The sequence below is a fragment of the Bacillus sp. SIMBA_031 genome (assembly GCF_046535225.1).
GTDB lineage: Bacteria > Bacillota > Bacilli > Bacillales > Bacillaceae > Bacillus > Bacillus velezensis.
Genome location: NZ_JAWRXC010000003.1, coordinates 544405 through 553357 on the forward strand (window position 1 = coordinate 544405; position 8953 = coordinate 553357).

Annotated in this window: 8 protein-coding genes and 1 pseudogene; 5 read left to right on the forward strand and 4 right to left on the reverse strand. The window is 47.3% G+C overall.

Annotated elements, in window-relative coordinates; all coding sequences use genetic code 11:
- Nucleotides 1–21: 21 nt before the first annotated feature.
- On the reverse strand, nt 22–1377 hold the full coding sequence (gene cssS, locus SB724_RS12675) for a two-component system sensor histidine kinase CssS (RefSeq protein ID WP_032876591.1): 1356 nt from the start codon (nt 1375–1377) through the stop codon (nt 22–24).
- Complete coding sequence (gene cssR, locus SB724_RS12680; RefSeq protein WP_007613651.1) at nt 1374–2051, reverse strand: two-component system response regulator CssR; 678 nt, start codon at nt 2049–2051, stop codon at nt 1374–1376. The genes cssS and cssR overlap by 4 nt, the downstream gene beginning before the upstream one ends.
- Nucleotides 2052–2327: 276 nt before the next feature.
- Here cssR and SB724_RS12685 point away from each other — a divergent pair, with 276 nt between their 5' ends.
- Complete coding sequence (locus SB724_RS12685) at nt 2328–3686, forward strand: S1C family serine protease (RefSeq protein ID WP_410571374.1); 1359 nt, start codon at nt 2328–2330, stop codon at nt 3684–3686.
- 46 nt (nt 3687–3732) lie between these two features.
- On the opposite strand, the gene SB724_RS12690 is transcribed toward SB724_RS12685, so the two are convergent.
- Together SB724_RS12690 and SB724_RS12695 are read right to left on the reverse strand one after the other, a co-directional pair.
- On the reverse strand, nt 3733–4197 hold the full coding sequence (locus SB724_RS12690; RefSeq protein ID WP_007410071.1) for a Dps family protein: 465 nt from the start codon (nt 4195–4197) through the stop codon (nt 3733–3735).
- 89 nt (nt 4198–4286) lie between these two features.
- Nucleotides 4287–5129, reverse strand: coding sequence for an oxidoreductase (locus tag SB724_RS12695; protein ID WP_029973594.1), 843 nt, complete (start codon nt 5127–5129; stop codon nt 4287–4289).
- 132 nt (nt 5130–5261) lie between these two features.
- On the opposite strand from SB724_RS12695, the gene SB724_RS12700 reads away from it, so the two are divergent.
- The 4 genes and pseudogenes from SB724_RS12700 to SB724_RS12715 all read left to right on the forward strand — a co-directional run bounded on the left by SB724_RS12700 (nt 5262) and on the right by SB724_RS12715 (nt 8849).
- Nucleotides 5262–7043, forward strand: a complete 1782-nt coding sequence (locus SB724_RS12700; RefSeq protein ID WP_410571377.1) for a M3 family oligoendopeptidase — start codon at nt 5262–5264, stop codon at nt 7041–7043.
- A 118-nt stretch (nt 7044–7161) separates the two neighbouring features.
- The gene (locus tag SB724_RS12705) at nt 7162–7599 is read left to right on the forward strand and encodes a YusW family protein (protein WP_045208839.1); all 438 of its coding nucleotides are present in this window, start codon (nt 7162–7164) and stop codon (nt 7597–7599) included.
- 155 nt (nt 7600–7754) lie between these two features.
- Nucleotides 7755–8579, forward strand: coding sequence for an ABC transporter ATP-binding protein (locus SB724_RS12710; RefSeq protein WP_012118397.1), 825 nt, complete (start codon nt 7755–7757; stop codon nt 8577–8579).
- Nucleotides 8580–8581: 2 nt separating this feature from the next.
- Nucleotides 8582–8849, forward strand: a pseudogene (locus tag SB724_RS12715) (YusU family protein).
- The last annotated feature ends 104 nt before the right edge of the window (nt 8850–8953 follow it).

The following is an 8953-nucleotide window of genomic DNA, read 5'->3' on the forward strand; positions in this document are numbered from 1 at the left end:
ACTGCAATGAAACACTACAGTCTACTTTGGTATGATAATTCGGTAGATTACACCCGATTGGTCATTTTCAATTGAAATTGATGCTTTATGCAGGGTTAAAATCCGTTTTACGATGCTGAGTCCTATGCCGAACTCGCCTTTCTTCCCTTTATTAAAAGGCTCGTACAAGCTGGATAGCATCTCATCCTCAATCGGAGGCCCGTCATTTTCAACCGTCATGACAATCTGCTGCTGATTTTGGCTGATCCGAATGTGAATCGCCGTCTCTGCATAGCGGATTTGATTTTCGAGAATGTTTTCAAGAAGTTTGCTCCATTGTTCCGGATCACCGGGCATCATTAATGCATCTTCTGTTTCAACGGTCCACGATAATTCCTTCCGGGCCCATTTGAGCCGTTCAATGACTTCTTCCGTGACCTTCACAATGTCAAATGTCTCATGGTGCACCCGCTGCTTCATTAAATAATCAAGCTTCGTTAAATATAATAAATCCTTAATTTTCTTCTCAAGTTTTTCTGCTTCGCCTTCAATGACATCAATTGTGGTTTCCAGATCCCCCTTAGGAAAAATCCCGTCCTTTATTGATTGAGTATAGCCCCTTATCACCATGACAGGCGTTTTTAAATCATGAGAGATATTTTGCAGGAGTGTTCTTTCCGTTTCATCCTTTTGCACCAGCTTGCTCCGCATATCTTCAATGGTATGGCCTAATTTTCCGATTTCGTCTTTTCTGTCGACGATGACCGGATCATCCCAATCCTGTTTTGAAATCCGTTTGACATGCTTCTCTAAGGAAACGAGCGGGCGCGAGAGATATTTGGCAAGCCAAATCGCCGGAATCCAGCTTAACAAAATCACGCCGGCAATGATAAAGAGCAGCTGCTTGAACAGGGTGAATGCCAGATCATCACGATAAGAATCAAGGGCGTAAGACAGCATCATCGCATCCTGGCCGTTAATGGTGAGGCCTTTTTTAATGACGAAAAACACTTTTTCACCGCTGATGTCCGCGCTGTATCGTTTCGTGACGCTGTGCTGGCGGCCCGCGAGCTTGTACACCTTATGGATAAAGGAAGAAGAAAAGTAGTTCAAGTCTTTGTCACTGGCCGATTCCTCCCGTTCAGGCAGAAGAACGTGCTGAACGGATCGGAAAGTCGTCGGAGCGGTCGCATCCTCGCTGTAATATCCCCGCTCGATCGATCCGGGCAGCCGGTACTCCGTCAGTACATGCTGTTCATTTTCAATGGTCGTATACGTTTCATCCGTGAAAAAATTACGCAGCGTATTTGAGAACAGCACGAGAAGCAGAATCGAAATGGCTAAGAGGATGCCTGAGATGACCACCCATATTTGAAAAGCAAGCGGCTTATTTTTCATGACGTCATCATCCTGTAGCCGAATCCGTAAATGGTCTCAACCTTTAACCCGGGCATTTTTTTTCTCAGCCTCCGCACAAGATCATCGACCACCCGGTCAGTGCCGAAATAATCATGGCCCCATATTTTCAGCAGAATATCTTCTCTGGAAAAGGGGTGTCCTTTATGGTGAAGAAATAAAAGCAGCAGATCAAATTCCTTAGACGTCAAATTGACCAGGCTGCCGGTTTCATCATAAACCTCTCGGGCATCTTCGATCACATTGTAGGAAGAAACGGTGATGCCGGTTTTTTTTGGAGCGGGCTGTTCTTTATACACGAGCTCGAGCAGCTTCTGGACCCGTATAATAAGTTCTCTCGGCAAAAAAGGCTTGGCGATATAATCATTGCTTCCAAGCTCTAACCCGAGGACTCTGTCAATATCGGCATCCCGCGCGGAAATGAAAATGACCGGCACATCGGGATCTTTTTCTTTTATTTCTTTTATCAATGTATAGCCGTCCGTATCCGGAAGCATGATGTCAAGAATCCACAAGTGGGGAGACGGCTGCATCTGCTTTCTGGCATCTTCGCCTTTTGTGAAAGATGTAATGTTCCAGCCTTCATTCTCTAAATATTTTGTGAGCAGTTCATTCAGGTTATCCTCATCTTCAACTAGATAAATGGTGTATGACAAGGCATTTCACATCCTTTCAACGTCATTATACTAGTTTTAACACACTCAAGCCGCATTTTCATAATTTCACATATTCTTTTCATTTTTATCCCACAATGTTTGTTTATGATGTGTATAAGGGAAGAAAGGAAGAAAAAAAGCGGGGAAGATAACATGTTCAAACACATTTTGTTTTGGAGCTTTGCTTTTCTCCTTATTATTGGGACAATAGAATTTGTACATGCGATGAATATGTAATCGATAGAATGAAAACATGCTGAAGGAGTGTGCGTGAATATGAATGATCATCGAGATGACGGCAGAAGCCGCGATCAGTCAGATCTTTCACATACGGAACAAAACAGAAATGAACAGCAGCGGATCAGCCATCAGGAGCCCGAGCTGCTTGAAGAGCCCGTCTCGAAAGCGGAAAACGAGACGGCGGCCGGTACGGAATTTGAAAAAACGGCTGCCGTGAAAAAAGAAAAAAAACGGAGAGCTGCTTGGCTGAGCCCGGTTTTAGGCGGTATTATCGGCGGCGGCCTCGTGCTTGGCATTGTGCCGAACCTGCCGAGTGAGCAGCATAAGACAGAAGCCGTTTCTGATACGAAACAAGTTCAGTCTTCGAATTTTACGTCAACGCCTTTGAAAAATACCTCAAGCGTAGCGGATATGGTGGAAGATTTGGAGCCCGCGATTGTCGGAGTGTCCAACTACCAAGCTTCGCAAAGCAGCCAGTTCGGACTTGACGGCGGTTCAAGCTCTGAAACGGAAAGCGGCACGGGGTCAGGCGTCATCTTCAAAAAAGACGGCGAAAAAGCGTACATCATCACAAACAATCATGTCGTAGAAGGGGCGAACAAACTGTCGGTCACTCTTTACAATGGGAAAACCGAAACGGCAAAGCTTGTCGGAAAGGATGCCATCAGCGACTTGGCTGTATTGGAAATCAGCTCGTCCAATGTCAAAAAAGCGGCCAGCTTCGGGGATTCCTCCAAGCTCCGCATTGCCGATAAAGTGATTGCCATCGGCAACCCGCTCGGCCAGCAGTTTTCCGGCACCGTCACACAAGGTGTCATCAGCGGGCTGAACAGAACGGTAGACGCCGATACATCCCAAGGCACGGTGGAAATGAACGTGATTCAGACGGATGCGGCGATTAACCCCGGAAACAGCGGCGGCCCGTTAATCAACTCAAGCGGCCAGGTTATCGGGATCAACAGCATGAAAGTCAGTGAAAACGGCGTGGAGTCACTCGGCTTTGCCATTCCGAGCAATGATGTAGAACCGATAGTCGACCAGCTCCTTGCAAAAGGAAAAGTCGAGCGCCCGTTTTTAGGTGTGCAGATGATTGACATGTCCCAAGTGCCGGAAACCTATCAGGAAAACACGCTCGGACTGTTCGGCGACCAGCTGTCTAAGGGTGTTTACGTAAAAGAAGTGCAATCCGGCTCACCGGCTGCGAAAGCGGGCATCAAATCAAATGACGTCATTGTACAATTGAACGGCAAAGATGTCGGCAGCAGCGCCGATATCAGACAGATCTTATATAACCAGCTGAAAATCGGCGATAAGACGACTGTTCAAGTTCTCAGAAGCGGAAGCAAAAAGACGCTGAACGTCACATTAACGAAACAAACCGAAAGCGCAAGCTGAACGCATAAAAAAAGCTGAACCTTCAACTGAGGTTCAGCTTTTTTCGTCATTCTCCCAAGTAGGCTGACAGCATCCACACATGCTTGTCCGCTTCTTCAACTAATCCGACAAACAGGTCGGCAGTTGACGGGTCATTTTGTTCCTCGGCGATGCCGATGACAAATTTTGATTCGCGGCTGATTTGTTTATAGTCTTGAACCAGTGATTCCACCATTTCGGAAGCCGTTTTTTCCTGGCCTTCATCCGTAATGGAAGCTTGTTCAAGGTAAGTGTGTAAAGTCGCCGCAGGCTGTCCGCCGATGGCCAGAAGACGCTCTGCGATGGCATCCGCCGTTTCTGCCGCTTCGTTATACAGTTCTTCAAATTTTTCATGAAGCGTAAAGAAGTGAGGGCCTTTTACATACCAATGGAAGCGGTGCAGTTTAGAGTAAAGGATAAACCAGTTTGATAATTGTGTGTTCATTGATTTCTCAACAAGAGTTTCAGTTTTTTTCGCGTTTTGTGTATTCATATTCATCGTCCTCCCTGTGATCTGTTAATATAATTATACCACGTATCAAATAAAAATCAATACTAAATTATAATAATTATAATTTAGGTTTAAGTGAACAGCTTTTTCTTCACAACAGATTCCCAGGCGGACCACGAGAAGAGTGAGCGGAAAGCCAATGCCAGCTTAACGCCCCTGCCGATCGGATACCGCAGTTTCTTCAGCCGTTTCCTTTGTGCCAATTGATAAATCAGCTCCGCTACGTCATCAGGATCGCCGCTTTTGGATGCGTTGGCTTTGAAGTAAGCTTCGATTTGCTGATAATAGCGGTAATAGGGCGAATCTTTGGCGGGTGCCGTAAGATGATTGGAGAGAGACGTCTCCCAAATAGACGTTTTATAGGAGCCCGGTTCTATTAAAGCGGCATCAATTCCTAAAGGCAGCAGTTCGAGGCGCAGACACTCTGTAAATCCTTCAACCGCGAATTTGGAAGAGACATACGGAGATAGAGCCGGGAAACCGGTCAGTCCGCTGATACTGCTGATATTGAAGATTTTCGCCCCGCCATGTTTTCGCATATAAGGCAGCACGGTTTTTGTGACGTGAATCAGACCGAATACATTCGTTTCATACTGCTGTCTGTAATGTTCCATCAGCACATCGTCAATAAACCCCCCGTACGCAGAGCCGGCGTTATTGACGAGCAGGTCAATCGGTCCGAAACCGCTGATGGTGTTCCCGAAGTCAGACACCGACTGCTCATTTGTCACATCTAAAGAAACGACCGTAACATGTTCGGATGCACCCGCTTGAGCGGCGGCCTCTTTCAGTATTTCAGCTTTCTCCGGCTGTCTGGCTGTTGCGATGACATGATAAGACCGGGCGAGCTTCAGCGCTGTCAGCAGCCCGAATCCGCTCGTCGCGCCGGTTACAATGGCAATTTTTCTGTTCATCTTATAATCCTCCCCGTTTGTGCTTATCTTTTAGTGTATATCATCTCGCGGAAAGAAGGAGAAATCGTTCGGAAATATGTCAGAATTGTTTTATAATGGAGTCAGCTTCGGATAGAAAGGGGTAAAGAAAAGATGGCATTAGAGGGATTGAAGGAAACATGGGATTTAAACTCCATTTTTGAGGGCGGGAGCCGGTCGGAAGAGTTTCAGCAATACATACAAGAGCTCAAAAAGCATCTAAGCGCTTTTCAACATGCGGTTGAAGCATTTACAGTTCCGGCGCATGCGGATGAAAGCCGGGAGCTGATCAATCTGATTGATAGGTTTGAACGGTCAGCGATCATGATCAGGCAGGCGGGAGCGTTCGTCGGCTGTCTTCAGGCTCAGAACACTCATGATCAGAAAGCGAATGAATGGAGGGCGCGGATCAATCAGCTGAGCAGTGATTTTAAATCCGCTCTGGTCACCCTTGACGATACACTTGCCCGGATTGACGAGCGGGTCTGGGAGGAGCTGCTGCAAAAACCGGAACTTCAGGATCTCACATATGTTTTAAATGAAAGAAGAGACCGTGTCAAAGAGAAGCTCAGCGCTTCAGAAGAAAGGCTGATTGAAGGCCTGGCCGTTGACGGCTATCACGCATGGGGCGACCTGTATAATGCGGCTGTCGGCAGAATGAAGATTCCATTTCAGGGTAAAGAGCTGTCGGTCGGTCAAGCGGAAAATATGATGGCGCACCCGGATCGCCGCATCAGACATCAAGTGTTCAAAGAGCTTAATGAAGCGTGGAAAGGAGAAGAGCAGCTTTTCGGCAGCACGCTGAACCATCTGGCCGGCTTCCGCACGGAAATCTATAAAGCGCGGGGCTGGAAAAGCGCTTTGGAAGAGCCGCTTGCGATCAACCGGATGAAAAAAGAAACGCTGGATGTCATGTGGCAGGTCATTACCGATCATAAAAAGCCTTTTGCCGAATACCTGAATCGAAAGGCATCTCTTTTAGGGCTTGAGCGGCTGAACTGGTATGATGTGGACGCACCGATCGGCGAGGCTCCGAAAGAATACACATATGATGAAGCGGCTAATCTGATCGTCAGCCAATTTTCGACGTTTGGCAAAAAGCTGTCCGCATTTACGGAAAAAGCGTTCCGCGATCGGTGGATAGAAGCGGAAGACCGCAGCGGCAAACGGGTCGGCGGTTTCTGCACCAGTTTTCCCGACAGCGGAGAATCCCGGATTTTTATGACGTTTTCCGGAAGCGCTTCGAATGTATCGACGCTGGCGCATGAGCTCGGTCACGCGTTCCATCAGGAGGCCATGCTTCAAGTGAGGCAGCTGAACAGAGCCTACGCCATGAATGTGGCTGAAACAGCCTCGACCTTTGCGGAAATGATCGTCGCCGACGCCGCTTTGAAACAAGCGGAGACAAAGGATGAAAAGCTGTTCTTGCTTGAAGATAAAATTCAAAGAAGCGTAGCCATGTTTATGAATATTCATGCGAGATTTTTATTTGAAACGCGTTTTTATGAAGAGCGGAAGCAGGGCGTCGTTCCGGCTGAGAAACTGAATGAACTGATGGAAGCGGCGCAGAAAGAAGCGTTTTGCGATTCATTAGGGGAATACCACCCTCATTTCTGGGCGTCAAAACTGCATTTTCATATTACGGGAGTGCCGTTTTACAACTTTCCGTATACGTTCGGTTATTTATTTTCGCTTGGAATATATGCAAGAGCTCTTCGGGAAAAAGCGGATTTTGAAGAAAAATATATCGCGCTTTTGTGTGACACGGCTTCGATGACTGTTGAGGATTTGGCGATGAAGCACCTTGGAGCGGATCTGACGGAACGGTCGTTTTGGGAAGACGCGGTCCGCCTTGCCGTACAGGATGTGCAGGAATTTTTAGAGCTGACTGAATGATAATCTGGAGATGAACCGGCCGGAGTGTTACCGCTCCGGTTCTTTTTTGTTTAATGAATGACAGCCGCCTCCCTTGGAAATACCTAAAAACGATCGGAATGGAATGGGAGTGAATCGCATGAAATGGTTCAGGACGGCGGGCGTTTTATGTCTTACGCTGATGCTGATTGCCGGCTGCCGATTGAATGAAGAAAAACGGGAAGCGGAACAAGACAGCACACCCGTGTCATCCGCGAAGCCGGTTCCTTACAGCAGCTTTTCCCTTCGCGTCAGCTACGGAGCCGGGGAGCATAACCGCTATGAAGGTTTGTATGAAAGAAAAGGCGGCCATGAAAAGGCAGACATCCGGGACAAGCTCTCAGGGGTTCACAGAGAGGGCGAGGAAGCGCTTGATGAAATGAAGATGATCCTCGGAGAACTTGCCGTAAACAGCCGGATGCAGGAAAGCGAGGTCGTCCGGCAGGTGCTCTCGGCTTTTAATTTGGACAGCCGCTATGACCATTTTTATCTGAAACTGAAAAAGAACGATGGAGAAATGACGGAAATAAAAAAATAACCGCCGTCCGCTGCTTTTTTGCCCAAAACTAATTGATAATGATATTCAGAGTCATTAATTTCTGTTACAATATAATCATGATCTCACGTTGAATGTTTAGGCAATTTGTTTATATACATAGTGTTGGGAAACTCAAAAAAGGAGCGGTTAGCGGTATGAGTGCAATTTCTACAGAGACGCTGAGCTTAGGGTACGGAGAAACTGTTATCATTGACGAATTGGATGTCGCGATTCCAAAAGGCGAAATCACTGTATTGATCGGAAGCAACGGCTGCGGAAAATCGACGCTTTTACGTTCATTGGCCCGGCTGATGAAACCGAGGGGCGGTTCTGTGCTTTTAGAAGGAAAAGCCATCGCTAAGCTTCCGACGAAGGAAGTGGCAAGAGAGCTCGCTATTTTGCCGCAGAGTCCGTCAGCTCCCGAAGGCCTGACGGTGCATCAGCTTGTGAAGCAGGGAAGATACCCTTATCAAAGCTGGCTGAAGCAATGGTCCAAAGAGGACGAAGACGCAGTGGCAAAAGCGCTTAAAGCGACGAAGCTTGAGGAAATGGCCGACCGTCCTGTGGATTCCTTGTCAGGCGGACAGCGCCAACGCGCATGGATTGCGATGACACTCGCTCAGGATACGGATATCATTCTGCTTGACGAGCCGACAACTTATCTCGACATGACGCATCAAATTGAAATTCTTGATTTGCTGTTTGAATTAAATGAAAAAGAAAAACGCACAATCGTCATGGTGCTGCACGACCTCAATCTGGCATGCCGTTATGCCCATTATCTGGTCGCCATTAAGGATAAACAGATTTACGCAGAGGGCCGTCCCGAAGAAGTCATCACTTGCGAGCTTGTACAGCAGGTCTTTGCGATGAACTGCCAGGTAACGCAAGACCCGCTGTTCGGCACGCCGCTTTGCATTCCGCACGGACGCGGCAGATGTATCGTGCAGGAAGCGGCCCTCACCGCCCGATTGTCATAATCATGAAAAAGGGAAGGGAACGGTATGGAAGAGAAACTGCAGCAGCAGCTGGACGGCCTGCTTGAAAAATACACGGAACTATTGCTTGGCGAAACAAACCCGGATGTAAAGGAAGAAGTCAGGCAGTGGATTTTGTATACACATATCGCAAAAAGCATGCCTCCGCTCGTCAAACATTGGAATCAATCCTACCCGGACGCCAAAGAGGGCATCAAAGCTGCGATACAGCATATTAAACAGCTCAATGAAGCACACAGAAAAAAACAATAAAAAAGCTTTCGGCATCAAAGAGAGGTGGGGACTGACCCCATAAGATGAGACAAATAAAAACACCTTCAAGTTTGAATACGGATGATTGTTATCCGAAATTAGAC

What these genes read in the sequence shown, in the direction of transcription:
- cssS (WP_032876591.1), bottom strand. Translation starts at nt 1,377, where the DNA reads ATGAAAAATAAGCCGCTTGCTTTTCAAATATGGGTGGTCATCTCAGGC.
- SB724_RS12705 (WP_045208839.1), top strand. Translation starts at nt 7,162, where the DNA reads ATGAAATGGTTCAGGACGGCGGGCGTTTTATGTCTTACGCTGATGCTG.
- SB724_RS12710 (WP_012118397.1), top strand. Translation starts at nt 7,755, where the DNA reads ATGAGTGCAATTTCTACAGAGACGCTGAGCTTAGGGTACGGAGAAACT.
- SB724_RS12685 (WP_410571374.1), top strand. Translation starts at nt 2,328, where the DNA reads ATGAATGATCATCGAGATGACGGCAGAAGCCGCGATCAGTCAGATCTT.
- SB724_RS12695 (WP_029973594.1), bottom strand. Translation starts at nt 5,129, where the DNA reads ATGAACAGAAAAATTGCCATTGTAACCGGCGCGACGAGCGGATTCGGG.
- SB724_RS12690 (WP_007410071.1), bottom strand. Translation starts at nt 4,197, where the DNA reads ATGAATACACAAAACGCGAAAAAAACTGAAACTCTTGTTGAGAAATCA.
- SB724_RS12700 (WP_410571377.1), top strand. Translation starts at nt 5,262, where the DNA reads ATGGCATTAGAGGGATTGAAGGAAACATGGGATTTAAACTCCATTTTT.